At 70.8% G+C, this 24,643-nt stretch carries 20 protein-coding genes and 1 pseudogene; 4 read left to right on the top strand and 17 right to left on the bottom strand.

Annotated elements, in window-relative coordinates; genetic code table 11:
- Positions 1-4: 4 nt before the first annotated feature.
- The 10 genes from nuoI to ACYVAG_RS16975 form a co-directional block, all read right to left on the bottom strand.
- Positions 5-619 carry an NADH-quinone oxidoreductase subunit NuoI gene (gene nuoI / locus ACYVAG_RS17020; RefSeq protein ID WP_460771652.1) on the bottom strand — a complete coding sequence of 205 codons (615 nt, stop codon included), beginning with the start codon at positions 617-619 and terminating at the stop codon, positions 5-7.
- Positions 619-1,998 carry an NADH-quinone oxidoreductase subunit NuoH gene (gene nuoH, locus ACYVAG_RS17015; RefSeq protein WP_460771651.1) on the bottom strand — a complete coding sequence of 460 codons (1,380 nt, stop codon included), beginning with the start codon at positions 1,996-1,998 and terminating at the stop codon, positions 619-621. Before nuoH ends, nuoI begins: the two co-directional genes overlap by 1 nt.
- Positions 1,995-4,436 carry an NADH-quinone oxidoreductase subunit G gene (locus ACYVAG_RS17010; RefSeq protein WP_460771649.1) on the bottom strand — a complete coding sequence of 814 codons (2,442 nt, stop codon included), beginning with the start codon at positions 4,434-4,436 and terminating at the stop codon, positions 1,995-1,997. Before ACYVAG_RS17010 ends, nuoH begins: the two co-directional genes overlap by 4 nt.
- On the bottom strand, positions 4,436-5,776 hold the full coding sequence (nuoF, locus tag ACYVAG_RS17005) for an NADH-quinone oxidoreductase subunit NuoF (protein ID WP_460771647.1): 1,341 nt from the start codon (positions 5,774-5,776) through the stop codon (positions 4,436-4,438). The genes ACYVAG_RS17010 and nuoF overlap by 1 nt, the downstream gene beginning before the upstream one ends.
- The gene (gene nuoE / locus ACYVAG_RS17000) at positions 5,773-6,519 is read right to left on the bottom strand and encodes an NADH-quinone oxidoreductase subunit NuoE (protein WP_460771645.1); all 747 of its coding nucleotides are present in this window, start codon (positions 6,517-6,519) and stop codon (positions 5,773-5,775) included. Before nuoE ends, nuoF begins: the two co-directional genes overlap by 4 nt.
- The gene (locus ACYVAG_RS16995) at positions 6,516-7,853 is read right to left on the bottom strand and encodes an NADH-quinone oxidoreductase subunit D (protein ID WP_460771665.1); all 1,338 of its coding nucleotides are present in this window, start codon (positions 7,851-7,853) and stop codon (positions 6,516-6,518) included. Before ACYVAG_RS16995 ends, nuoE begins: the two co-directional genes overlap by 4 nt.
- Before the next feature lie 62 nt (positions 7,854-7,915).
- On the bottom strand, positions 7,916-8,698 hold the full coding sequence (locus tag ACYVAG_RS16990) for an NADH-quinone oxidoreductase subunit C (protein ID WP_460771644.1): 783 nt from the start codon (positions 8,696-8,698) through the stop codon (positions 7,916-7,918).
- On the bottom strand, positions 8,695-9,258 hold the full coding sequence (locus ACYVAG_RS16985) for an NADH-quinone oxidoreductase subunit B (RefSeq protein WP_460771642.1): 564 nt from the start codon (positions 9,256-9,258) through the stop codon (positions 8,695-8,697). Before ACYVAG_RS16985 ends, ACYVAG_RS16990 begins: the two co-directional genes overlap by 4 nt.
- A gap of 63 nt (positions 9,259-9,321) precedes the next feature.
- Positions 9,322-9,684: an NADH-quinone oxidoreductase subunit A gene (locus ACYVAG_RS16980; RefSeq protein ID WP_460771640.1), complete on the bottom strand. Its 363-nt coding sequence runs from the start codon at positions 9,682-9,684 to the stop codon at positions 9,322-9,324.
- Positions 9,685-9,703: 19 nt separating this feature from the next.
- A complete protein-coding gene (locus ACYVAG_RS16975) occupies positions 9,704-11,050 on the bottom strand; it encodes a geranylgeranyl reductase family protein (RefSeq protein WP_460771638.1) in 1,347 nt (448 codons plus the stop codon).
- A 222-nt stretch (positions 11,051-11,272) separates the two neighbouring features.
- On the opposite strand from ACYVAG_RS16975, the gene ACYVAG_RS16970 reads away from it, so the two are divergent.
- Complete coding sequence (locus ACYVAG_RS16970) at positions 11,273-12,511, top strand: isochorismate synthase (protein ID WP_460771637.1); 1,239 nt, start codon at positions 11,273-11,275, stop codon at positions 12,509-12,511.
- A 51-nt stretch (positions 12,512-12,562) separates the two neighbouring features.
- Here the strand turns inward: ACYVAG_RS16970 and ACYVAG_RS16965 are convergent, their stop codons facing one another.
- From ACYVAG_RS16965 to ccmA, 3 genes and pseudogenes are all read right to left on the bottom strand, one after another.
- Positions 12,563-13,543, bottom strand: a complete 981-nt coding sequence (locus ACYVAG_RS16965) for a LysR family transcriptional regulator (RefSeq protein ID WP_460771635.1) — start codon at positions 13,541-13,543, stop codon at positions 12,563-12,565.
- 293 nt (positions 13,544-13,836) lie between these two features.
- The gene (locus ACYVAG_RS16960; RefSeq protein WP_460771633.1) at positions 13,837-15,435 is read right to left on the bottom strand and encodes a DUF6297 family protein; all 1,599 of its coding nucleotides are present in this window, start codon (positions 15,433-15,435) and stop codon (positions 13,837-13,839) included.
- Between the two features lie 161 nt (positions 15,436-15,596).
- Positions 15,597-16,226: pseudogene (gene ccmA, locus ACYVAG_RS16955) on the bottom strand (heme ABC exporter ATP-binding protein CcmA); the annotation flags it as partial.
- Between the two features lie 156 nt (positions 16,227-16,382).
- Between ccmA and ACYVAG_RS16950 the strand changes: the two are divergent.
- Both ACYVAG_RS16950 and ACYVAG_RS16945 read left to right on the top strand, forming a co-directional pair.
- A complete protein-coding gene (locus ACYVAG_RS16950; RefSeq protein ID WP_460771632.1) occupies positions 16,383-17,084 on the top strand; it encodes a demethylmenaquinone methyltransferase in 702 nt (233 codons plus the stop codon).
- A gap of 1 nt (position 17,085) precedes the next feature.
- Positions 17,086-18,864, top strand: coding sequence for a TM0106 family RecB-like putative nuclease (locus ACYVAG_RS16945; protein ID WP_460771630.1), 1,779 nt, complete (start codon positions 17,086-17,088; stop codon positions 18,862-18,864).
- Positions 18,865-19,041: 177 nt separating this feature from the next.
- On the opposite strand, the gene menD is transcribed toward ACYVAG_RS16945, so the two are convergent.
- From menD to ACYVAG_RS16925, 4 genes are read right to left on the bottom strand one after another with little or no spacing between them, the layout of a single operon-like run.
- Positions 19,042-20,688 (bottom strand): 2-succinyl-5-enolpyruvyl-6-hydroxy-3-cyclohexene-1-carboxylic-acid synthase, encoded by a 1,647-nt coding sequence (gene menD / locus ACYVAG_RS16940; RefSeq protein ID WP_460771629.1) that lies wholly within the window; start codon positions 20,686-20,688, stop codon positions 19,042-19,044.
- Positions 20,685-21,698, bottom strand: a complete 1,014-nt coding sequence (locus ACYVAG_RS16935; protein WP_460771627.1) for an o-succinylbenzoate synthase — start codon at positions 21,696-21,698, stop codon at positions 20,685-20,687. The genes menD and ACYVAG_RS16935 overlap by 4 nt, the downstream gene beginning before the upstream one ends.
- Positions 21,668-22,099, bottom strand: coding sequence for a universal stress protein (locus tag ACYVAG_RS16930; protein WP_460771625.1), 432 nt, complete (start codon positions 22,097-22,099; stop codon positions 21,668-21,670). The genes ACYVAG_RS16935 and ACYVAG_RS16930 overlap by 31 nt, the downstream gene beginning before the upstream one ends.
- A 50-nt stretch (positions 22,100-22,149) precedes the next feature.
- On the bottom strand, positions 22,150-23,088 hold the full coding sequence (locus ACYVAG_RS16925) for a hypothetical protein (RefSeq protein WP_460771623.1): 939 nt from the start codon (positions 23,086-23,088) through the stop codon (positions 22,150-22,152).
- 257 nt (positions 23,089-23,345) lie between these two features.
- Between ACYVAG_RS16925 and ACYVAG_RS16920 the strand changes: the two genes are divergently transcribed.
- Positions 23,346-24,643, top strand: a 1,298-nt coding sequence (locus tag ACYVAG_RS16920; RefSeq protein WP_460771622.1) for an HNH endonuclease signature motif containing protein, incomplete at its 3' end; no start/stop codon positions are given.

Raw genomic sequence — 24,643 nt, 5'->3', positions numbered from 1 at the left:
GGAATCACTGGGGTCCTCCCACCTGGATGTCGTCGGGGTCGACCCGACCCGGATCGGGCACGCCGTGGCCCGCCTCGGCCGGCGACTGCGTCGTGCCGGTCCGCGTGTCGGGCTGGCCCGTGGTGGGCAGGCCCAGGAAATAGTCCTTCTCGTCGTCGCCCAGGCGACGCGCGTGGGGCGGCTGCTCCATGCCGGGCAGCAGCGGGGCGAGGAGGTCCTGCTTCTCGTAGATCATCTTCTCGCGCGTGAACTCGGCCAGCTCGAACTCGTTGGTCATCGTCAGCGCGCGCGTGGGGCACGCCTCGATGCAGAGCCCGCACAGGATGCAGCGCAGGTAGTTGATCTGGTAGACGCGGCCATAGCGCTCGCCCGGCGAGTAGTTGTCGCCGTCGACGTTGCTCGCGCCCTCGACATAGATCGCGTCCGCGGGGCAGGCCCACGCACACAGCTCGCAGCCGACGCACTTCTCCAGGCCGTCGGGCCAGCGGTTGAGCTGGTGGCGTCCGTGGAAGCGAGGCGCCGTGACCTTCGGCTTGAGGGGGTAGTCCTCGGTGAAGGTCTTGCGGAACATCGTCTTGAACGTGACCCCGAAGCCCGCCCAGGCGTCAAGGAAACCCATCAGAGATCAACTCCCGTACCGGTTGCGTTGGTGGCGGAGGACCCGCCACGGGTCTGGGCCCCGCTCGCCGGGGCCTCGCCGTCGTGGGCCGGGACGTTCACGACGTCCCGGAGCTCGGGCAGCACCTGGCCCGCGCGCGGCGGGACCGGATAGCCACCCGCGTACGGGTCGAACGGTCCGCTGACGGACTTCGGCGCCTCGTCCTCGGCCTTGCCGCCCATGAACGTCAGGGCCAGCAGCGCGCCGAGCACGATGACCGCGCCCAGGATCGCCGGGATGTTGGGGCCCTCGGTGTCGTGCAGGTTCAGGCTGCGGATGGACGCGACAGCCATGATCCAGCCGAGCGAGATCGGGATGAGCCACTTCCAGCCGAAGTTCATGAACTGGTCATAGCGGAGGCGGGGCAGGGTGCCGCGCAGCCAGATGAACAGGAAGATGAACAGGATCACCTTGAGGGTGAACCAGACCGGGCCGAGCCACGGGTTGTCGAGGCCGGGGATCATGTTCAGCGGCCACGGGGCGTGCCAGCCGCCGAGGAACAGCGTGGTGGCGACGGCCGAGACGTTGACCATGTTGATGTATTCGGCGAGGAAGAACATCGCGAAGCGGAAGCCCGAATATTCGGTGTGGAAGCCGCCCACGAGCTCCGACTCGCACTCCGGCAGGTCGAACGGCGCGCGGTTGGTCTCGCCGACCATCGAGATGACGTAGATGATGAACGACGGCGCCAGCAGCAGGAAATACCAGCCCGGGATCGGCAGCTCGACGCCACCGAACAGGTTGATGCGGTCCTGCTGGCGCTCGACGATCTCGGAGGTCGACATCGAGCCCGCGAACATGAACACCGTCACGAACGACAGGCCCATCGCGACCTCGTAGGAGATCATCTGGGCGCTCGAGCGCAGGCCGCCGAGCAGCGCGAACGTCGAGCCCGACGACCAACCGGCGAGCACGATGCCGTAGATGCCGACCGACGCCAGCGCCAGCACGCCGAGCACCGCGACCGGGAGGTCGGTCAGCTGCAGCGTGGTGCGGTGGCCGAACATCGTCACCTCACCGCCCAGCGGGATCATCGCGAGAATCGAGAACGCCGGGATCGCCACCAGGTAGGGCGCCAGGTTGAAGACGAACCGCTCGGCGTTCTTCGGCCGGAAGTCCTCCTTCAGCATCAGCTTGAGGCCGTCCGCCAGCGACTGCAGCGAGCCTCCGGGGCCGTTCATGATCGGGCCGACGCGGTGCTGCATCTTCGCCACGACCTTGCGCTCGAAGACGATGTTGAACAGCGTGAAGAGCAGGAGGTAGACCAGCAGCGCGGCGCCCTTGATGAGGGAGATCCACCAGGGGTCGTTGCCGAACAGGGACATGTCGAGCGGCGTCATGCCAGGTCTCCTTCGGGGAGGTGGGTGGCGGAGCGATCGGCGGCCACGGCCACGCGGACCAGGTCGCCGGGGACCGCGCCCAGGTGCGTCGACAGACGCGCGCCGCGGGCGGCCATGGGGAGCCAGACGACGCCGTCGGCCATGCCGTCGGTCACCGCGAGCGGCAGGACCACACGGCCCTCGCCGCGGGAGACCTCCACCAGGGTGCCTTCGACGAGCCCGCCGGCCATCGCCTCGTTCATGCGCACCACCGGCGTACGCGCGGTCGCGGCCAGCGCGGCCTCGCCGTCGGTGCCGCGCGAGTCGTCGATGAGCTCGCGCCAGGCCGCGAGCACGGCCTCGCCCTCGCCCGGTTGGGCGACGGTCGCGGGGCGCTCGTCGGGCCGCCCGGCGCGGGCGCCGTCCCAGCCGGAGAGCTCGTCGAGCTCGGCCTTGGCCTGCTCCGGCGTACGCACCCCCAGGTCGGCGCCGAGGGCGTCGGCCAGGGCCGCGAGCACACGGAGGTCGGTCATGACGTTGCGGTCCATCGACAGGAACTGGCGTACGGGGCGCTCGCGGCCCTCCCAGTCGAGGAAGGTGCCGCTGCGCTCCTCGATCAGCGAGACCGGGAAGACGACGTCGGCGCGCTCGGTGACCTGCGACAGGCGGGTCTCGAGCGAGACGACGAACTCGGCGCCCTCGAGGCCCGCGATGGCGGCATCGGGGAAGCGGAAGTCGGCCGGCTCCACGCCGCCGACGACCAAGGCCCGGACGCGGCCGTTGGCCGCGGCGCCCAGCATGGCGTCGCCGTCGAGGCCGATCTCGGACGAGAGCCCGTTGACGCCCCAGACCGTCTGGACGTCGACGCGCGCCTGCGGGTCGTCGACCAGGCGGCCGCCCGGCAGGAGGTTCGGCAGGCAGCCGGCCTCGATGGCGCCGCGGTCGCCGGCGCGGCGCGGGATCCACGCGAGGCGGGCCCCGGTGCGGTCGGCGAGTTCGAGGGCGGCGGTCAGCGTGCCGATCGCGTCGGCGGCGCGCTCCCCCACCAGCACGATCGCGTCGCCGTCGAGGTCGACGCCGAGGTTGTTCAGGACCGACGCCTCGGTGCCGGGGACGGTCGGGACGAGCTCGGCCTTGAGCTTGCGGGACCCGTTCGACAGGAACGGGGCGACCGTGACGACCTTGAGCTTCTTCTTGCGGACGGCCTTGCGCAGCCGCAGGAAGACGATGGGCGACTCGTCCTCGGGCTCGAACCCGACCAGGACGACGGTCTTGGCGCGCTCGAGGTCGGCGTACGCGGTCTCGATGCCCTTGCCTGCCACCGCGTGGGCGAGGAACTCGCCCTCCTCGGGGGTGTGGGGGCGGCTGCGGAAGTCGACGTGGTTGGTCTTCAGGACGGCGCGGGCGAACTTCGCATACCCGTACGCGTCCTCCATCGTCAGGCGGCCGCCCGGGAGCACCCCGACCGACGAGCCGGCGGCGCGGAGTCCGCGCACCGCGACGTCGATGGCCTCGGGCCACGAGGCCGGGCGCAGGAGCCCGCCCTCACGCACCAGCGGGCGCGTGACCCGGTCGTCGCCGCGTCCCGACACGAAGCCGAAGCGGCCCTTGTCGCAGTTCCACTCCTCGTTGACCTCGGGGACCTCGCCCGCGAGGCGGCGCATGACCTCGCCGCGCCGGTGGTCGACGCGCAGCTCGCAGCCCGACGCGCAGTGCTCGCACGCCGACGGCGTCGACACGAGGTCGAACGGACGCGAGCGGAAGCGGTACGCGGCCGACGTCAGCGCGCCGACCGGGCAGATCTGGATCGTGTTGCCGGAGAAGTAGGACTCGAAGGGCTGCTTCTCGTAGATGCCGACCTGCTGCAGCGCGCCGCGCTCGACGAGCGCGATGAAGGGGTCACCGGCGATCTGCTCCGAGAACCGCGTGCAGCGCGCGCAGAGGACGCAGCGCTCGCGGTCGAGCAGGACCTGCTTGGAGATGTTGATGGGCTTCGGGAACGTGCGCTTCACGCCCTCATAGCGCGACTCGCCGTGGCCGTGCGACATCGCCTGGTTCTGCAGGGGGCATTCGCCGCCCTTGTCGCAGATCGGGCAGTCGAGCGGGTGATTCATCAGCAGGAACTCGAGCATGCCCTCCTGGGCCTTCTCGGCCTGCGGCGAGGTCAGCTGGGTCTTGATCTTCATGCCGGGCGCGACCTCGAGGGTGCACGAGGCCTGCGGCTTCGGCATGCCGCGGCCGTTGCCGGCGTCGGGCACCTCCACCAGGCACTGGCGGCAGGCGCCGACCGGGTCGAGCAGCGGGTGGTCGCAGAAGCGCGGCACGTCGACGCCGATGGCCTCGGCGGCGCGGATCGCGAGCGTGCCCTTCGGCACCGAGACCTCGACGTCGTCGATGGTCAGGGTGACGAGGTCGGCCTTCTGGGCCTCGGCCGCTTCCTTGTTGGACGTGACGGTCATCAGTGGGCTCCCACAGTCATCGGTCGGCGAGCGGGCACGTCGAACACCGCGCTCTTCTCATAGGGGAACAGCTCCCAGGCCGGGGTCGTCATGCCCTGCTCGAACTCGTCGCGGAAGTGCTGCACCGCGGAGGTCACGCAGGCGACGGCGCCGTCGGCGAGCGCGCAGAACGAGCGGCCGCCGATGTTGTCGCAGAGGTCGAGGAGCTTGTCGATGTCGCCCTCGACGCCCTTGCCGGCCTCGAGGCGCATCAGGATCTGGGTGAGCCACCACGAGCCCTCGCGGCACGGCGTGCACTTGCCGCACGACTCGTGCTTGTAGAACTCGACCCAGCGCAGCGTCGAGCGGACCACGGAGGTGGTCTCGTCGAAGCACTGGAGGGCCTTGGTGCCGAGCATCGTCTTCGCGCCCGCCATGCCCTCGTAGTCGAGGGGCAGGTCGAGGTATTCGTCGGTGCCGGGCAGCAGCGGCGTCGAGGAACCGCCGGGGGTCCAGAACTTGAGCCGGTGTCCGTTGCGGACGCCCCCCGAAAGGTCGAGCAGCTGGCGCAGCGTGATGCCCATGGGCGCCTCGAACTGGCCGGGGCGCGCGACGTGGCCCGAGAGCGAATAGAGCGTCATGCCCTTCGACTTCTCGGTGCCCATCGCCTGGAACCACTCCTTGCCGTTGGCGATGATGCACGGCACGGACGCGATCGACTCGACGTTGTTGATGACGGTCGGCGACGCGTACAGGCCCGCGACGGCCGGGAACGGCGGACGCAGGCGCGGTTGGCCGCGACGCCCCTCGAGCGAGTCGAGCAGCGCGGTCTCCTCGCCACAGATGTATGCCCCCGCGCCCGAGTGGATCACGAGGTCGATGTCGTAGCCCTTGCCGAGCACGTTCTTGCCGAGGTAGCCGGCCGAGTACGCCTCGCGCACGGCCTGCTGCAGGCGGCGCGCGACGTGGAGGACCTCACCGCGGACGTAGATGAACGCGTGGTGGGCGCCGATCGCGTACGCGGAGATGATGACGCCCTCCACCAGGGTGTGGGGCGAGGCCATCATCAGCGGGATGTCCTTGCAGGTGCCGGGCTCCGACTCGTCGGCGTTGACGACGAGATATTTCGGGTTCGGGTTGTCCTTGGGGATGAACGACCACTTCATGCCGGTCGGGAAGCCGGCGCCGCCGCGGCCGCGCAGGCCCGCGTCCTTGACTGTGGTGACGATGTCGTCGGCCGACATGTCGAGGGCCTGGCGCAGGGCCTGGTAGCCGCCGGTGCGCTCGTAGTTCGCGAGCTTCCAGGCGCGGTCGTCGCCCCAGTTGGCCGACAGGACCGGGGTCAGCAGGTCGATGCTCACTTCTTCTCCTCAGGGGCGGGAGCGGGTGCGGGCGGCAGGTTGTCCTTGTCGGGCGCGCGCCACCCCTTCTCACGCGCGATCCGCAGGCCCAGCAGCGACTCGGGCCCGGCGGCCGGGCCCTCGTCGGCGCGACCGTCGGGGAAGCCGGCGAGCACGCGCTCGGCCTCGCGCCAGCTGGTGATCGTGGCGCCGCGCGAGGCGGTCACGGTCTCGCCGGCCGCGAGGGCGTCGACGAGCTCGATCGAGCTGGCGGGCGTCATGTTGTCGAAGAACTCCCAGTTGACCATCACGACGGGCGCGAAGTCGCACGCGGCGTTGCACTCGATGTGCTCGAGCGTGATCTGGCCGTCGGGGGTGGTCTCGTCGTTGCCGACGCCGAGGTGGTCCTGCAGGGTGGCGAGGATGTGGTCGCCGCCCATGATCGCGCAGAGCGCGGTGGTGCAGACGCCGACGTGGTGCCTGCCGACCGGCTTGCGCTTGTACATCGTGTAGAACGTCGCGACGCCCGAGACCTCGGCGGCCGTGATGCCGAGGACCTCCGCGCAGACCTCGATGCCGCGGGGGCTGACGCGGCCGTCGACCGACTGCACGAGGTGCAGGGCCGGCAGCAGCGCCGAGCGCGCCTGCGGATAGCGCGCGGCGATCTGGCGGATCTCCTCCACCGTCTCGAGCGTGATGTTCGACTCCTCGTTGGCGAGGTCGATCCCGCCCGAGTGTTCGAAGTGGCTCTTGAAGCCGCTCATCGGTCGACCCCTCCCATCACCGGGTCGACGGACGCCACGGCCACGACCACGTCGGACATCAGGGCGCCCTCGCAGAGTGCGGCGACGGCCTGCAGGTTGTTGAAACTGGGGTCGCGGAAGTGGGCGCGCCAGGGGCGCGTACCGCCGTCGGAGACCACATGGGCGCCGATCTCGCCCTTCGGCGACTCGATCGGGACGTACGCCTGCCCCACCGGCACCTGGAAGCCCTCGGTCACCAGCTTGAAGTGGTGGATCAGCGCTTCCATGGACTCACCCATGATGTGCTTGATGTGCTCGTTCGAGTTGCCCTGGCCGTCGGAGCCGATGGACAGCTGGGCGGGCCACGCGATCTTCGGGTCGCTGACCATGACCGGGGCGCCCTCCATCTTCTCGAGGCGCTCGACGCACTGCTCGACGATGTGGAGCGACTGCCACATCTCCTCCTGACGGATCAGGAACTTGCCGAGCGCGTCGCACATCTCGTTGGTCGGCACCTCGAAGTCGTAGGTCTCGTAGTCGAGGTAGGGCTGCTTCTTGCGAAGGTCCCAGTCATAGCCGGTCGAGCGCAGCATGGGGCCGGTGATGCCGAGCGCCATGCAGGTGGCGGCGTCGAGGTAACCGACGTCCCGCATGCGGCCGAGGAAGATCGGGTTCGCGTTGCAGAACTGCTTGTATTCCGGCAGGTGCTTGTGGAGCCAGCGCACCGCCTCCTTGACCTTCTCCAGCTCCTTGTGGGTCACGTCGTTCGCGACGCCTCCGGGCCGGATGAAGCCGTTGTTCATGCGGAGGCCCGAGATCGCCTCGAACGCGTCGAGGATCATCTCGCGGTCACGGAAGCCGATCGTCATGATCGTCAGCGCGCCGATCTCCATGCCGCCGGTCGCGATGCAGATGAGGTGGGACGAGATGCGGTTGAGCTCCATGAGCATGACGCGGATGACCTTGGCCTTCTCGGTCACCTGGTCCTCGATGTCGAGGAGGCGCTCGACGCCCATGCAGTAGGTCGACTCCTGGAAGAACGACGTCAGGTAGTCCATGCGGGTGCAGAACGTGACGCCCTGGGTCCAGGAGCGGTATTCCATGTTCTTCTCGATGCCGGTGTGGAGGTAGCCGATGCCGGCACGCGCGGTGTGGATCGTCTCGCCCTCCATCTCCAGGATGAGGCGGAGCACACCGTGGGTCGACGGGTGCTGGGGGCCCATGTTGACCACGAGCAGCTCGTCGCCGCGCTCGGCCTGGGCCGAGACGATCTCGTCCCAGTCCTGGCCCGACGCGGTGTAGACGGTTGCCCCGTCGGGAGCGTCGCCGGCGTCGTAGTGGTCGTGGTCGGACACGACGGGCTCGTGCTGCACGGGGGCGGCGTTCACGTCGGTCACGTCATCGCGGTGGGTCGTCATCAGTAGCTCCTGCGCTGGTCCGGCGGCGGGACGGTCGCGCCCTTGTATTCGACGGGTACGCCGCCGAGCGGGTAGTCCTTGCGCTGCGGGTGGCCGGGCCAGTCGTCCGGCATGAGGATGCGGGTCAGCGCGGGGTGGCCGTCATAGATGATCCCGAACATGTCCCACGTCTCGCGCTCGTGCCAGTCGGCGGCCGGATAGGTCGCGACGATGGACGGCAGGTGTGGGTTCTCCTCGGAGCACGCCGCCTCGACGCGTACGCGGCGGTTATGGGTCATCGACTGGAAGTGGTAGACGGAGTGGAGCTCGTTGCCGCGGTCGGACGGGTAGTGGACCCCCGAGACCGACGCGCAGTGCTCGAACCGCAGGGCCGCGTCGTCGCGCAGGGAGCGCGCGAGGTCGGCCAGCTTCTCGCCGTGGACGTAGAGCGTCAGCTCGCCGCGGTGGACGACGACCTTGTCGATCGCGCCCGGCACGAGCGCCTCGATCCGGTCGACGACGTCGTCGAACCAGCCGCCGAAGGGGCGGACGGCCTCGGCGGGGCGATCGATCGTGCGGACGATGCCGCCATAGCCGGAGGTGTCGCCCGAGCCGCCGGAGCGGCCCCACATGCCCCTGCGGGTCTCGACGACCTCGGTCTTGGGGCGGCCGGCCGGCTCGAGGCCCGAGCCCGCGGTGCCGGACTCGGCGCCGGCGGGACCGGTCGGCGAGGCCGGCGTACCGGCGGGCTTGTTCTCGTTCGGGTTCGCGACGTTGTCGCGACCCGGATCCTTCTCGCTCATCGGAGCAGCCCCTTCATCTCATGGGTCGCGGGGGCCTCGAGCGCGGCGCGCTCGAGCTCCTCGCGCTCCGCGATCTCGTGGGGACCCATCTTGAGCTTGGCGACCTTCAGCTTCTTGAGCTTGAACATCGCGTCGATCAGCATCTCGGGGCGCGGCGGGCAGCCGGGCACGTAGATGTCGACGGGCACGATGTGGTCGACGCCCTGGACGACGGCGTAGTTGTTGAACATGCCGCCGGAGCTGGCGCACACGCCCATGGCGAGCACGAACTTCGGGTTCGGCATCTGGTCATAGACCTGGCGTACGACCGGCGCCATCTTCTGCGACACGCGACCGGCGACGATCATCAGGTCGGCCTGGCGCGGCGAGGGACGGAACACCTCCTGGCCCCAGCGCGACGCGTCGTAGCGCGGCGCGCCGTAGGTCATCATCTCGATCGCGCAGCACGCGAGGCCGAACGTCACGGGCCAGAACGAGGCCTGTCGCATCCAGCCGACGAGGCCCTCGACCGTCGTCAGCGCGATGCCTGCGGGGAGCTTGTCCTCCAGTCCGCCTGCCATGTCAGTCCCTCGCTTCGGTTCGGTTGGTGTGGGTGTGCTTGGTCTTGGTCATCGTGGTCGTCATCACTCGTCCCACTCCAGCCCGCCGCGGCGGATCACGTAGATGTAGGCCAGGAAGACCGTGATGATGAACAGGATCATCTCGATCAGCGCGAACGAGCCGAGGCGGTCGAACGTCACGGCCCACGGATAGAGGAACACGATCTCGATGTCGAAGACGATGAACAGCATCGCGGTGATGTAGTACTTCACCGGGAACCGGCCGCCGCCGATGGGCTGCGGGGTCGGCTCGATGCCGCACTCGTACGAGTCGTACTTCGCGCGGTTGTAGCGGCGCGGCCCGAGCTGCATGGTGACGACCAGGCCGCCCGCGACGAACGCGGCGGCGATCACCAGCATGATGACCAGCGGGAGATAGACGTTCATTGTCAGTCCTCGTCTTCGCTCAGGCCGACGGCGCCAGGCGCGTCAGTGAGTTGATCAGCTTGTCCATCGCATCGCCGTCGTTGCTGTCGGTCAGGTTGGCCAGCAGCTTGAGGGTGAAGCGCATCAGGGTGCGGCGCGGGAGGCCGTATTTCGTGCACAGCTTCATGATCTCGGGATTGCCGATGAGCTTCACGAACACGCCGCCGAGGCGGTAGTAGCCGCCCAGCTCGGCCTGCAGCCGCTTGGGGTACGCCTGCAGCGCGCGCTCGGCCTGGGTCGTCCCGACGCCGCGGTAGTGGGCCTCGGCGATGGCGTCGGCCGCGTACTCGCCGGCCTCCATCGCGTATGCGATGCCCTCGCCGTTGAACGGGTTGACCATGCCGCCCGAGTCGCCGACGAGCACGAGGCCGCGGCTGTAGTGGGGGACGCGATTGAAGCCCATGGGCAGCGCGGCGCCGCGGATCTCGCAGGTGCGGTTCTCCTCGCGGAAGCCCCACTCGGCCGGCGTGTTGTCCAGCCAGCGCTTCATGAGCTCCTTGTAGTCGGTCTTGCCGAACGCGTCGGAGGTGTTGAGGATGCCGAGGCCGATGTTGGAGGTGCCGTCGCCCATGCCGAACACCCAGCCGTAGCCGGGCAGGAGGTTGGACTCGTTGGGCTTGCCGTCCCACAGCTCGAGCCACGACTCCATGTAGTCGTCGTCGTGGCGCGGGCTCTCGTAGTAGGCGCGGACGGCGACACCCATGGGGCGGTCGTCGCGCTTCTGGATGCCCATCGCGATGGGCAGGCGCGCGGAGTTGCCGTCGCAGGCCACGACGGCGGGGGCGCGGAACTCGCGGCCGTCCTTGGAGCGGACGCCGACGATGCGGCCCGAGTCGTCGAGGATCGGGGCGGTGACGTTGGTGTTCTGGAACAGCGTGGCGCCCGAGGCGACCGCGTTGCGGGCCAGGAGGTCGTCGAAGTCGGCGCGGGGGCGCACGAGTCCGTAGTTGGGGAAGTCGTCGAGCTCGGGCCAGTCGAAGACGAACGGCTCGTCGCGGCCCGCGTACACGCGGAGGCCCTTGTTGTGGAGCCAGCCGTTGGACTCGGACGTGTCGATGCCGAGCCGGATCAGCTGGCGCGTGGCGCGCGGGGTGAGGCCGTCGCCGCAGACCTTCTCGCGGGGGAACTCGCTCTTCTCGAGCAGCGCGACCTGCAGGCCGCGGCGCGCGAGGTGGGTCGCGGTGGCCGAACCGGCCGGGCCCGCCCCGACGACGATGACGTCGGCCGAGGTGACGTCGCCCTGCCCGTCCAGAGGTCCGCCGGAGGCCACGGGCGTGTGGTCGTCGGCGGCGTGGCGGGGCGTGGCCCCGTCCGGGGTGAGGGACATGTCTCTCCTGTGGCGCTCGTGAAAACGGTCACTATCGCTGGCAGTCTAGGACCAAAGTTCGCCGTCGACCCAACCGGTGCACCCAAGTGGTCGGTTTTGTGATTGGCCTTACACACAAGGGAAGTCACGGGGTTATTAAGGCAGGTACGGCTTGCTTAAATGGGGTCGCCTTCTTCCCCCGAGCCCCAGCGAGACGAGGGGCCCGACCCGTAGGATGCCCGGGTGACCCAGCGCCCCGGCCCCCTCATGGCCCGCACGATCGGCATCGACGATCCCGGCGACCTGACCACCCTGTTCCCCGGCCATCTCGACGTGGTGTGGCTGCGCCGCGGCGACGGCATGGTCGCCGCCGGCGAGGTCCTCCGCGAGGAGTTCACCTGCCTCACCGACGCCGACGCCTGGTGGGCCGAGACCGCCGCCTCGATCGAGCACGAGTCGGAGTTCCCGGGCGTGCCCGGCACCGGGCCCCTGGCCTTCGGCTCGTTCACCTTCGACGCCGACAACTCGGCGCAGGGTTCGGTGCTGATCGTGCCGAAGGTCGTCGTGGGTCGCCGCGACGGCCGCTGCTGGGTCACCCGCGTGGGCTGGGAGCGCGACTTCGCCCCCGAGCCGCCCTCCGAGCGCGAGGCACCGGTGCGGCCCGGCCCCCTCGCGTACGCCGACGGCGCGATGTCCGGACCGGCCTGGGAGGGCGTGGTCAGCGAGGCCGTACGCCGGATCCGCGACGGCGACCTCGGCAAGGTCGTGCTGGCGCGCGACCTCCTCGCCACGGCGCCCGACGACATCGACCCGCGCTGGGTCGTGGCCCAGCTGGCCGGGACCTATGAGCGCTGCTGGACCTTCCTCGTCGACGGCCTTGCCGGCGCGTCACCCGAGATGCTCGTGCGGCGCGAGAACGGGCTGGCGACGTCCCGCGTACTCGCCGGGACCATCCAGCGCACCGCCGCCGATGAGAGTTCCGACCTGGCCCTGGCCGCCGGCCTGTCGCGGTCGAGCAAGGACCTCGCCGAGCACGAGTACGCGGTGGCGTCGGTCGCCCACGCCCTCGCCCCGCACTGCACCGGCATGAACGTGCCCGACGCGCCCTATGTGCTCGAACTGCCGAACGTGTTCCACCTCGCGACCGACGTGACCGCGGTCGTCCGCGAGGGCGTCTCGGCGCTGACGCTGGCCGCGTCGCTGCACCCGTCGGCGGCGGTCTGCGGGACGCCGACGTCGACGGCGCGCGAGCTGATCCGCGAGATCGAGCAACTGGACCGCGGACGGTACGCGGGCCCCGTCGGCTGGGTCGACTCCCACGGCGACGGCGAGTGGGCGATCGCGCTGCGCTGCGGGCGGATCGAGGGGCGCCAGGCGCGCCTGTTCGCCGGCTGCGGCATCGTCGCCGACTCCGATCCGGTGGCCGAGCTGGCCGAGTCGAACGCGAAGCTCGTGCCGATGCGGGACGCGCTGGAGGGCTGAGCCCGGCGTACGTTCGTTTTCGGGAGGGCGAAGCCCGACCTCGGGGCGAGCCTACGACGCGTGGTGGCTGATCGGCAGGCCCAGCTCGCACTGGTCGCACGCGACCCGCAGGCGACCGCGCAGGTCCTCGGGGGCCCGCTTCATCAGGTCGTGCGCCGAGGCGATCAGGGCGCCGTGGAGGGCGAGGATCGAGGGCTTGTCGGCGTCGTGCTCGGGGACGACCAGGGACACCTGACGCCGCAGCCCGTCCACGATGCCGGTGACCGCGACTCCTTGGGCGAGCCCGCCGAGCGCGTTGAGCAGCGGGCGCATGGCGACGCCGATGCCGCGGCTGACGAGCACGCCCGTCATGGCCGGGTCGTCGGTCGAGACGAGGATGTCAGGGGTGAAGCCGCGCGCGCGGCACTCGGTGACGAGCTCCTGGCGGCACTTGGGGCAACCGCCGATCCAGGTGCCGTCGGCGGCGGACTCGAGCGGTGCCTCCTCGACGCGCGACAGTGGGTTCTCGGCGGGGACGAGCAGGACGAACTCCTCCTCGAGCACCGGCAGCTCCACGAGCCCGCGGCCGGGCGCCTCACCGGGATAGGAGAACGTCACGAGCGCCTCCACCTGGCCGGTGTTGAGCAGGTCCCACGACGCGGGCGGCTCGGCGTCGAGCACCTTGACGCGCAGGCTGGCGTCGCTGGCGACCAGCGAGGCCAGCGCGCCCGGGAGCAGCGCCGCGTTCGCCGACGGGAACGACGCGATCGACAGGTCGACGAGGTCGTCGCGGCCCGCAGCCTCGCGCACCTGGTCGACGACGAAGCGCCACGACGAGAGGGTCGTGTCGGCGTACCCCTGCAGGGCGCGTCCGGCGGCCGTCAGCTCAACGCGGCCGCCCTCGCGGCTGAACAGCGGCGTGTCGAGCGTGCGCTCGAGCGACTTGACCTGCTGGCTGACCGTGGGCTGGCTCAGGCCGAGCCGGCGCGCCGCCGCGGAAATGCTGCCGGTGTGCACGACAGCCACGAAGGTCTCCAGCAGCTTGGTGTCCATGGGGGACATTGTTCCACTGCGGCGGTCGCGCGGCAGGAAATCCCACGCTCGCTGAGCGACGAAGGAGTCGAAGCGCGTACGCAGGCACGCTCGCTGAGCGACGAAGGAGTCGAAGCGCGTAAGCAGGCACGCTCGCTGAGCGACGCAGGAGTCGAAGCGTGTACGCAGGCACGCTCGCTGAGCGACGAAGGAGTCGAAGCGCGTACGCAGGCACGCTCGCTGAGCGACGAAGGAGTCGAAGCGCGTACGCAGGCACGCTCGCTGAGCGACGCAGGAGTCGAAGCGTGTACGCCTCAGCCCTTCTTCTTCTGCCCCTCGCGCTTCTTGCGCTCCTCCTCGAGCATCTTCTTCTGCTCCGCCTGCTGCTCCTGCAGCTTCTCGAGGTCGAAGTTGCCCATGGCGAACCAATAGCAGATGCCGGCGATGAGCACCGAGATCGGCCACGGGAGGGCGAACACGATCGGCGCGGTGACCAGCACGACCATGTCGAAGCCGCGCACCATGTTGCCGATCAGGCCGGGCGGCAGCGCGCCCGCCTGTGTCGCGAGCATCGGCGCGCCGTAGTCGACCGGCTTCGCGACCGTCCACCGCACCGCGCCGAGCAGGCCTGCGGCGGCGGTGATCAGCGCATACGGGATCGCGTCGATCGGGGTCTTCGCGACCGACATGAACGCCGGGATCACGAGCAGGCCCCAGACCGCGGCCGTCACCGAGGCGACGGTGATGGCCGCGTTGCGGATCTGCGACTGCTCGAACGGCAGGCAGCGCGCGAGACCGACCGTACGCGTCAGCACGCGCAGGCTGCCGAGCAGCGGCACGAGGGCGCCGAACAGGGCCAGCGCCGCCACCGCGGGCGTGAACTGGCCGAAGCCGAGCGCGACGCAGGCGTACGGGACGACGACCGACGCGATGACCGCCAGGAACACCTGCGGCGTACGCAGCAGCCGGCTCAGGTCGCGGCGCACCAGGGCCTGCAGGCCGACGCCGTGGCCGCGAGCACTGCGCACGTGGCCGCGCTCGACGGCCTGGCGCTCGACGACGATGTCGCGGGCGAGGCCGAGGTCGAGGGCATACATGGCGCCGGCCATGCCGGAGACGAGCGAGCCGCCCGACACCAGGCGCGTACGCCGGATCCGGTTCAGCCGGGCGCGGGCGAGCACGAGCGAGACGACGAGGATGACGCCGGACACCGCGGCGATGCCGGCGGCGATCGCGAGTTCGAGGCCCTGCGGGATCTGGGGCGCGAACCAGTCGGCGGCGATGCCGACGACGGCGAGCAGCGCGGCGAGGGCTGCGGCGGCGAAGACATACACGAGTACGCGGGTCGCCCAGGTGCGCTCGGCGGTCTGCTCGGCGGCGGCGAGGGCGACGACGGCGCCCGAGGCGAGCGCGCCGGCGGCACCCCAGGCGGCGGCGAGCGTGACGGGCGAGCCGGTCAGCACGGCGATGAGGGCGGTCGCGACGCCGCCGACGACGACCGCGAGGCCGACCGCCAGCGTGAGGCGGCCCCTGAGCAGGCGCGAGCGGTCGATCGGCGCGTCGAGCAGCCAGAACCCCTCGGCGGCCGACGCCAGCACCGGCCCGAACAGCCGGGCCGCGGCGACGGCGACGGCGACGGACGCGGCCAGCGTCGCGTACGGCAGGAGCGAGCGGGCCGCCGTGCAGGCCTGCGTGGTGCAGGCGGCGGCATCGACCTGGGCCTTCACCACGAGCATGACCAGCATCGAACCGAGGACCGCGACCGACAGGATGATGACGTACGCGTCCTGGATCGCCTCCCACAGCGTGCGGGTGGCGCGGCCGGTGCGCCAGTCCTTCATCAGCAGGCGCAGCTCGCGCTCGTCGGCCACCTCGGTGGCGACGGGGCGGGGCGCGACGCGGGGCGAGGTCATCGCTTCCTCTTCCCGTGGGAGGGGCGCGGCTTGGGCTTGGCGGGCTGGGCGGCGGGCTGGGGCTCGGGGGTGGTCGGGGGCGTGGCGGCGGTCGCGCCCGCCGTCGCGGGTGCGTCCCCGTACGCCAGCTCGACCCGGTTCTCGTCGGCCGCGGCGGCCGGGCCCAGGCGTACGACGCGGGTGGCGACGTTCTCGACGAGGTAGGGCTCGTGGGAGGCGAAGACGATCGCGAGGCCCTCCTTGAGCTCGGCGTTCAGGCGCTCCGCCAGCCAGCGCACGCCCTCGACGTCGAGGCGCTGCTCGGGCTCGTCGAGGATCAGGAGCTTGCGGGGGCGGACGAACGCGGTCGCGAGCGCGAGGCGGCGGCGCTGGCCCGACGACAGGGTGCCGGGCAGCTGGCCCGACTGGGCGACGAGCTGTACCTCCTCGAGGATGGCGTCGACCATCGCGTCGGGGTCGGTCAGGCCGTGCGCGCGGGCCAGCAGGTCGAGGTGTTCGACGACCGACAGGTCGGGGAAGAAGTCGAGGTCGTCGATGACAGTCGCCACGTCCTGGCGGATCTTCTTCGAGGTCTCCGACATCTTCTCGCCCTCGACGGTGATCGACCCCTCGTCGGGCCTGTCGGCGCCCACCAGACACCGCAGGAGCGTCGACTTGCCCGCACCGTTGCGTCCGGTCAGCACCACCGCCTCGCCCGCGCGGACGTCGAGGTCGAACCCCTCGAAGATGGTGGTCGGTCCGAACGCTCGCCTGAGTCCGCGCACGGTGAGAATGGGGTTGCCCTTGGCCATGGGCTCGATTGTCGCGCGCCGGGGCAACCGTGACCAAACGCGTACGCGGCCCCTCGCTCGCCGCCCCCCGTTCTCCGAGCGAGCACTTCGTCTCGACCGCGGGCGGCCTCGCTCAGCACAGGCTCTGCAGATCGGGCCGTGCCCTAGGGTGAACTCGTGCCGAAGTCCGATTACCGTGCCACCCTCGCCAAGCGCCGCGCCGATGTCGCCGAGATGTTCGACGGGGTCGCCCGCCGCTACGACCTGATGAACGGCCTGATGACCGGCGGGCTCCACCTCGCGTGGCGGCGTGCCACCGTCCACGCGGTCGACGCTAATCGCGGCGAGAAGGTGCTCGACCTCGCGGCCGGCACCGGCGTCTCGACCCAGCCGTTCGCCGACGCGGGCGCGCTGGCGGTGCCGTGCGACCTGTCGATGGGCATGCTGCGGGTCGGCAAGGAACGGCTCCCCCACCTGCCGTTCGTCCAGGCCGACGCGCTGAACCTGCCGTTCGCCGACGACGCGTTCGACGCGGTGACCATCTCCTACGGGCTGCGCAACTTCGAGCACACGGTCGAGGCCCTGGCCGAGATCCGCCGCGTGACGCGGCCCGGCGGCCGCATCGTGATCAACGAGTTCTCGACGCCCGTGATCCCGCTGTCGGCGCCGGTCTACAAGAACGTCATCCTCGCCGCCATCCCCGCGCTCGCGCGGGCGGCGGCGTCGAACCCGTCGGCGTACATCTATCTCGCCGACTCCATCCGCACCTGGCACGACCAGCCCACGCTGGCCGGCCTCATGGTCGAGGCCGGCTGGCGCGGCGTCGAGTGGCGCAACCTCTCGGCCGGCATCGTCGCGCTCCACCGGGCGGTCGCCTGAGATGACCCCGCCCGCGCGCCCGGTGACCGCCGAGGTCGACCGCCCGGTCGTCCTCGACGCGTATGCCGCGCGCACGTGTGCGGTGAAGACCTGGAACCGGTACGCACCGGGGGTCGAGGTCCCGCGCCCGAGCGAGGACATCCCCAAGGCGACGGGTGACGAGGGGCTCCGCGAGGGATTCGACGGCGGGCTGTCGTACACCGACCTGGTGCTCGCCGCGCTGCTAGCGGAGTGCCGGCTGCCCGTGACCGACCTGAGGTCGCTGCGCGACGCCCCGTGGGCGGAGCAGGAATCCGCGTGCCGGGAGACCATGGCTGCGGGCGATCCCGTCATCGTGTCCGGTCTGCTCCCCCGCGACCTCGTCGGACACCGGTCGGGGCGTGCGACGATCTGGGTGCGCGGGGACGACACCCCGGCCGGCCGGCCGGGCTATCACCCCGTGCTGGTGAAGCGCCGCCTGACCACCGAGAAGAAGCAGTCGGGGCGTGAGTCGACGTGGATCGTGGAGACCTCCACGCTGGCCGATCCGCGCCACGGGGTGTCGTTCGAGGTCGAGCACCGCACGATCCGCACCGGTCGCGACGGCGACCTGCTCCAGCTGGGCCACTACTGGCGGCTGCTCGAGGCCGCGGGTCACGCGGCGGCGGGGGCCGCGCGCGGTGCCCTCATCGGCACCGACCGGCTGCCCCACGACGACCACCACATCGTCTCGTGGGTCGAGCTCGAGGTCCCCATGGTGCGCACGTTCTCGCGGTCCAGCGAGACCGGCTGGACGCTGCGTTCCGTGCTCGAGCGCTATGACCACGAGCACGGGTTCCGCGTTCAGGTCGCCGAGAACGCCCTGTCGGGCGACGCCCCGCTGGTGCAGCCCATCCGCAACCGGGAGTGCGACTCGTGCGACTGGTGGGAGGTCTGCCGTCCCCAGCTCGGCGAGGACGACCTGTCCGTACGCATCGACAAGGCGCCCCTCGACGTGCGCGAGATCCAGGCGCTGCGGGCGCTCGGCGTACGCACCATCACCGACCTGGCCGGCGTCGACCTGGCGACACTCAAGGAGCGTTATCTGCCTGAGGTGCGCCACCGCGACCGCGCCGAGCAGCGGCTCGAGACCGCCGCCCACCGGGCCCGGCTGATGGTCGACCAGGTCGACCTCGAGCGCATCTCCACCGGACCCATCGACGTGCCCGGCGCCGACCTCGAGATCGACCTCGACATCGAGACCGCGAGCGACGAACGCGTGTATCTGTGGGGATTCCTCGTCAATGACACCCGCACCGACGACCCGCCGACCTACCACGAGTTCAGCGCGTGGCACGACCTCGGCCGCGCCGAGGAGGGGGCCCTGGCGGCCCGCGCGATGGCGTGGCTGCGGGGCCTGGTGGAGGGCCCGGCGAGCGTTCGGGTCTATCACTACTCGAGCTATGAGACCGTCCGGCTGGGGCAGTTGGCGCAGGCCCACGACGACCCCACCCTCGCGTGGGCGATCGACCATGCCCGCAAGGAATTCGTCGACCTGTTCCTCGTCATGAAGGACCACTGGTTCGGCGCGCGCGGACTGGGGCTCAAGGTCGTGGCCACGCTGGGCGCCGGCTTCGAGTGGCGCGACGACGAGCCGGGCGGGCTGAACTCGCAGGCGTGGTTCGAGGAGGCCTGCCACGCGGCCGATCCGCAGGCGCGGGCCGCAGCGCGCCAGCGCGTGCTGGACTACAACGAGGACGACGTGCGGGCGACGTGGCGGCTGCGGGAATGGCTGCGGTCACAGGAGACGCCGGCGGAATAGGCAGGTTGGCTGAGCGAGCGAGAGCCCACGCTGGCTGAGCGAGCGCCAGCGAGTCGAAGCCACCCACGCCCACGCCGGCTGAGCGAGCGCCAGCGAGTCGAAGCCACCCACGCCCACGCTGGCTGAGCGAGCGCCAGCGAGTCGAAGCCACCCACGCCCACGCTGGCTGACCGACCCCTATTCGGGCTGGCCGACGGCGTCGCTGAGTGCTCGGAGGCGCTCGTCGAGGACGCGCCGTCCGTCGCGGGAGAGGGGCACCTCGATCACCTCGGTCCCGCGGATCGGCTTGCTCAGCAGCGATTCCAGCTCGGTGAGGGAGCCAGCCCGCGCGTACGCCCACCCGTACGCCCGGGCGAGCGGCTCCACCGCGACGCCCGTCGGCGTGCCGAACACCCGCTCGAAGGAGCGCTCGTGGTCGGGTCCACCCTGTTCGAGCGTGTGGAAGATCGAGCCGCCGTCGTCGTTGGCGACCACGATGCGGAGGTCGGGGCGGCGTTCGAGCGGCCCGATCAGCAGTCCGCCGACGTCGTGGAGGAACGTGAGGTCGCCCATCAGCGCCGTCGTCGGGGAGCCCGTGGCGAACGCGATGCCCTGCGCGGTGGCAATGGTGCCGTCGATGCCGGCGAGGCCGCGGTTGGCGTACGCGGTGGCCCCTCGCTCGGGGACGGGGGCGAGGTCGAGATCCCTGATGGGGTTGGATGAGCCGGCGACGAGCACACCCCCGCCGAGGGAGGCGACGACGGCTGCGGCGACGGCCTGGCCGGTCAGGGGTCCGTCCTGGACCAGAGTGTCGACCCGGGCCGAGACCGCGGCGTCGTCGCTCCGCCAGCGGTCGCGCCAGGTCGGGTCGGCCGGACCATGGGTGACGCCCGGCACCACGACGGCGCGTCCTCGTGGCGCACCCCAGCGCGGCGAGTCGGCGACGATGACCAGTTGCACGTCGGTGCGGGCCAGCAGGCGCGACACCGGGCGGGACAGCGTGGGGTGGCCGAAGACGACGACGCGCCGGATCTCCTTGCCCAGCGACGATTCGAGCAGCAGGCGATAGGTGCGGATCGCCTCCCCGGAGCGGGCGTTCGACGTGGGCTCGGCGAGCAGCGGCAGGCGCGCGTCCTCCGCGAACCGGCGCGCCCTTCGGCCGACCTGGGGCGTGGCGGCGCCGACCAGCACGACGGTGGGTGCGTCGTCGTGGAGCACATAGGCATCGTCGGCGGCCAACGTCGGGTGCACGTGTGCGGCAGCTCCGCCGGTCGCCTGCGCCCGACCCTGCGGCAGCAGCGGTTCGGCGAACGCCGCGTTCAGGTGGACGGGTCCGGGATCGCGGGTGAGGGTGCCCGTGGCCAGGGCGGCCAGGCGTGACACCTGGAACGACCACGTCGCCGGATCGCCTTCCTGACTGGAGATCCGCGCGTCGGCGCGGACGAAGTCACCGAAGATCCGCGTCTGGTCGGTGGTCTGGTTCGCCCCGGTGTGGACCATCGACGAGGGGCGGTCGGCGCTGACGACCATCAGCGGAATGCCGGCGTGGGAGGCCTCCATCACCGCCGGCACGAGGTTGCCTACGGCGGTTCCGGAGGTGGTGATGATCGGGACCACGGCGCGTTCGTCGTCGTCCGTGGGAAGTGACTGGGCCAGACCGAGGGCGAGGAAGCCCGCCGCGCGCTCGTCGATGCGCACGTGGAGGTCGATGGCGCCCTCGCGCGCGGCCTCCGCCAGAGCGATGGCGAGTGGGGCGGAGCGGCTTCCGGGGCAGAGCACGGCATGGCGGATCCCGAGCTCCCGCAGGGTTTCCACGATGGTCAGCGCACAGGTGGCCGAGCTCATGCGATGACCTCGAGCCGGTGGGCGGTCTCGTCCAGCCGCGCACGCCAGGCCGCGGCGGTCGCTTCGTCGGCGGTCACTTGGTCGAGCGCTTCGAGGTCGACGTCGACGGGCCGCACCGGGATGGCGCCGTCGACGGCGATCAGCGAGTCGGCGACGACGTCGTCGGCCAGCAGCGCCCGGGTGTTCAGGCCGCACGCGTACGGCAGCTCCGGCAGCGCAGCCGCGAGCGCGACGCCCGCGGCCAGCCCGACGGACGTCTCGAGGGCGCTCGACACGACGACCGGCATGCGCAGGTCGGCGGCCAGCTCCAGGCACCTGCGTACGCCGCCCAGCGGCTGCACCTTCAGCACGGCGACGTCGGCGGCCTCGAGGTCGCGTACGCGCTCGGGGTCGCCCGAACGGCGAATGGACTCGTCGGCGGCCAGTGGCACCGCGATGCCCTTGCGGACAAGGGTTCTCCGGAGGGTCGCGAGGTCCTCGACGGCCATGACGGGCTGCTCGGCATACTCGAGGTCGAACCTCGCGAGCGCCGTCAACGCACGCTCGGCCTCGCCCAGATCCCAACCCCCGTTGGCATCCACGCGTACGCGGCCGCCGGGCCCGAGCGCGTCGGCCACCGCCTCCACGCGCGCGAGGTCGTCGGCGAGCGTCTGGCCGGGTTCGGCCACCTTGATCTTGGCGGTGCGGCAGCCGGACGCGGCGGCCATGGCGTGGGCGCGCTCGGCCGCCACTGCGGGGATCGTGCAGTTCACGGGCACGGCATCGCGTACGGGGGAAGGGAATCCGAGGTGGGCGGCCTCTCTCGCGGCCGCGAGCCACGGCACGATCTCGTCGCCGTGGTAGTCGAGGAACGGGCTCCACTCACCCCATCCGGCGTCGCCGCGGAACAGCAGTCCCTGGCGGCGATCGATGCGCCGGAACCGCGTACGCAGGGCGATGTCGTAGACGTGGACCTGGCCCTCGAAGGCGAACCGCACCGTCAGCCGGCCCGGTTCACCAGGACGTCGCACCGGGCGTGCTGCACGACCTGCGCCGACACGGAGCCGAGCAGGAAGCGGTCGAACGCACCGAGCCCGCGGTTCGCCACCACCAGCAGCCTCGCCCCGTCGGAGGCGTCGATGAGTGCGCGCGCAGGCTTTCCCTCGACGACCTTCAGCTCGATCGCCAGGTCCGGATGCTTATCACGGATGGGCTCGAGTCGCTTCTCCAGCGTCTTCCGGGTGTGGGCCTCGAGCTCGTCTCCGGTGGGGACCTGGCCGAAGCGGAGGTCGTCGGGCCAGTCGCTGGCGCGCAGTCGGAACGCCTGCACGACGAGCAGGGGCTCACCGAGGACGACCGCCAGCCCGGCGGCCTCCTCGAGGGCGAGTTGGGCGAACTTCGAGCCGTCGTGACCCACAACGATTCCGGGCACCTGCCACCTCCTGATCGGTGCGTGCAGTGTATCGACACCGATCAGCGCAATCAGATCCTGTTACCGCGTTCGTCGAACTCCCGCGCCTGGCCACTCACCTCGACGCGATAGACGAGGGCACCGTTGCGTCGCTGGACGATTCCTCGCCAGTTGTCACTGGCTGCCCCCATCTCTTCACGGCCTCTGACGATGATGTTCTGGTCCACAGCAGTCAGGGGAAAGAGATGCGGAGGCTCGGGCGCCGGTTCATGGTCGTCCACAAGGACATAGGAGTCCCGACTGTCCGCACCTCGATGCACGGACACGCGATCGTTCGTCGGCCCCGTGCCGAACCGGGGCGACCAGGGTGCCACGACGACAAGGTTGCTGGAGTGGACCAGATATTGGCTCACGTGGGCCACTCCTGCCAGCTCGGCAAGCTCGCGCCGGGCGCGGTCCACGTCTTCGGCGCGACCGAAATCGAGCTTGGGGATGGGCCGCAGTGCCGCATCGACCTGGACCCCCCACGTGGGGCCGTGGTGGGTCAGGATCCGTACGCGACCCAGCGGCAGGCCCCACGATGACCTGTTGGCCACCTCGAGCCAGGTGGCGCCGTCCGCTCCGTTGAGCACCAGGGTCAAGCGGGGTTTCAGCTCGGGCCACGACGTCAGCGGCCACGCGTCCACGTCGATCGGCAGACCCGGCGGCCTGGCACCGGGATCGACACGCATCTCACTGGGGGACCACCTGATCACCTTGTCGGCACAGGTGACTTTCAGCTCGTCGTGACCCACGGTGAAACCGAACCGGTCCCCGCCGCCTGCTCGCGCGTGGACGGCTTCCATGGCCCGACCGACCGAGCCTGGTTCCTCGAAGGCCGACGGCCCCGCCGGGGACGGCGGATCGGCGGGCGTTCGCCGCTCGGGCAGCCGTGGGACCGGGGCCTTGGTGCAGGCCGCAAGGCCTGCGATCGCCGCAGAGGCCAGCAGTACGCCGCGCCGACTCATCATGGAGAAACGGTACGGACCCACAGGTTCAGGCGCGGCGGGCAGACGCTGGCTGAGCGAGGAACGAGTCGAAGCCCCACGCCGGCTGAGCGAGGAACGAGTCGAAGCCCCACGCCGACTGAGCGAGGAACGAGTCGAAGCCCCAACGATCTCCGAGCGAGCGCAGCGAGACGAGGAGCCCACGGCGGCGAAATCCTTCCTCGAACACCCTTCTTTTATTCGAACACATGAACTATACTGGATGATGAGAGGAGGCACCCATGACCACCACCCCACCCGCACCGACCCAACGTGAGTTGGTCACCGCCGTCCGCGAGAACCTCGCCACCCAGATCGCCGCCGAAAGCCGACAACTCGCCCTCGTCGCCCTCATGTGCGACGCCTGGGCCCTCACCTCCTCCCCCGCGACCGACCCCCGCGCCGAAGGCGACCTCCCACCCTCCCTCCTGTTCGGCGAACAACTCCTCGACGCCGGCGCCGACGGCACCCCCCAAGTCGCCGAATTCCTGTCGATCGAACTCGGCCCCGCCCTCCAGATCTCCCCCGACGCCGCCTGGCGACTGATCGGCGACGTCCTCAACCTCCGCCACCGCCACCCCATCCTCTGGGAACACGCCCTCACCGGCACCGTCCGCGCCTGGGTCGCCCGCAAAATCGCCGCCCTCACCGCAGGACTCACCCAGCCCGACGCCCGCCACCTCGACACCCTCCTCGCCCGACGGATCACCGGCGCCACCCCCGCCCAACTCCTCGCCGAAACCGAACGCCTCCTCACCCTCCTCGACACCAACGCCGACGACCGACGCGAACGCGCCCGCCGCAACCGCACCATCACCATCAGCGCCGACGGCCGCACCGACGGACTCGCCTGGCTCGAAGGCACCCTCGACGCCACCGCCGCCGTCCACCTCAACACCACCCTCGACCGCGGCGCCGCAGCGCTGAAAACCGGCGGCATGCAAGGCACCCACGCCGAACTCCGCTCCGAAGCCCTCGGACTCCTCGCCCACCCCCACCGCGCCCACCACCTCCTCGACCACGCCCTCCCCCTCGACCACCTCCCCCACACCGACGAGAACGCCGACCCCGAGAACGAGCCCGCCGCCCAGCCGTGCTGCCCTACCCCGGGCGCCGCGGGCCTGCCCAATCCCTGCCGCCACGGCGCCGAGCTGATCATCCGGGTCCGCGAACGCGAACTCCACCAAGGCCTCGGCGGCGTCCTCGACGGCTTCGGACCCGTCACCCAAGCCCACCTCACCGAGATCCTCGCAGGCTGCACCAACATCACCATCCGACCCGTGATCGACCTCCACGAACCCCGCTCCACCGACATCTACACCCCCTCCCCCCTGATCCGGTGGATCGTCGACGAACGCGACCAACGCGAAATGTTCCCCTTCTCCAACCGCAAAGCCCGGTCCCGGCTGATCGACCACGACCACACCATCCCCCGCTCCCAGGGCGGCACCACCGACACCGGCAACCTCGGACCCCTGTCCCGCCGGGTCCACCGTGCGAACACCCACGGGAACCTCACCGTGGAACAACCCCGCCCCGG

The organism is Mariniluteicoccus flavus, from assembly GCF_054776655.1.
The sequence above is the reverse complement of the archived record's forward strand: the minus strand, read 5'-3'. Positions and strand labels throughout refer to the sequence as shown.

Coding starts and splice junctions, on each gene's coding strand:
- nuoI (WP_460771652.1), bottom strand. CDS start 619: ATGGGTTTCCTTGACGCCTGGGCGGGCTTCGGGGTCACGTTCAAGACG.
- nuoH (WP_460771651.1), bottom strand. CDS start 1,998: ATGACGCCGCTCGACATGTCCCTGTTCGGCAACGACCCCTGGTGGATC.
- ACYVAG_RS17010 (WP_460771649.1), bottom strand. CDS start 4,436: ATGACCGTCACGTCCAACAAGGAAGCGGCCGAGGCCCAGAAGGCCGAC.
- nuoE (WP_460771645.1), bottom strand. CDS start 6,519: ATGAGCGGCTTCAAGAGCCACTTCGAACACTCGGGCGGGATCGACCTC.
- ACYVAG_RS16990 (WP_460771644.1), bottom strand. CDS start 8,698: ATGAGCGAGAAGGATCCGGGTCGCGACAACGTCGCGAACCCGAACGAG.
- ACYVAG_RS16985 (WP_460771642.1), bottom strand. CDS start 9,258: ATGGCAGGCGGACTGGAGGACAAGCTCCCCGCAGGCATCGCGCTGACG.
- ACYVAG_RS16980 (WP_460771640.1), bottom strand. CDS start 9,684: ATGAACGTCTATCTCCCGCTGGTCATCATGCTGGTGATCGCCGCCGCG.
- ACYVAG_RS16975 (WP_460771638.1), bottom strand. CDS start 11,050: ATGTCCCTCACCCCGGACGGGGCCACGCCCCGCCACGCCGCCGACGAC.
- ACYVAG_RS16965 (WP_460771635.1), bottom strand. CDS start 13,543: ATGGACACCAAGCTGCTGGAGACCTTCGTGGCTGTCGTGCACACCGGC.
- ACYVAG_RS16960 (WP_460771633.1), bottom strand. CDS start 15,435: ATGACCTCGCCCCGCGTCGCGCCCCGCCCCGTCGCCACCGAGGTGGCC.
- ACYVAG_RS16945 (WP_460771630.1), top strand. CDS start 17,086: ATGACCCCGCCCGCGCGCCCGGTGACCGCCGAGGTCGACCGCCCGGTC.
- menD (WP_460771629.1), bottom strand. CDS start 20,688: ATGAGCTCGGCCACCTGTGCGCTGACCATCGTGGAAACCCTGCGGGAG.
- ACYVAG_RS16925 (WP_460771623.1), bottom strand. CDS start 23,088: ATGATGAGTCGGCGCGGCGTACTGCTGGCCTCTGCGGCGATCGCAGGC.